Here is a 264-nt window from a genome sequence, read left to right on the forward strand (position 1 = left end):
ATCCCGCCGTGCTGGCCAAAGCCTATGCCGACGGCGGGGCAACCTGTCTGTCGGTGCTGACCGACACGCCGAGTTTTCAGGGCGCCAAGGACTATCTGGTAGAAGCGCGCGCCGCCTGCGCTCTGCCCTGCCTGCGCAAGGATTTTATGTATGACACCTATCAGGTCGCCGAGGCTCGCGCGCTTGGGGCCGACTGTATCCTGATCATCCTTGCCTCTGTCAGCGATGCACAAGCCGCAGAGCTGGAAGCCTGCGCCTTTGAGT

Annotated in this window: 1 pseudogene; it reads left to right on the top strand. The window is 62.5% G+C overall.

Features of this window, described 5'->3' with window-relative positions:
- A pseudogene (locus tag O4G76_RS20790) lies at nucleotides 1-264 on the top strand (indole-3-glycerol-phosphate synthase TrpC); the annotation flags it as partial.

The sequence above is a fragment of the Limimaricola sp. G21655-S1 genome, assembly GCF_027213785.1.
Classification (GTDB): domain Bacteria; phylum Pseudomonadota; class Alphaproteobacteria; order Rhodobacterales; family Rhodobacteraceae; genus Limimaricola.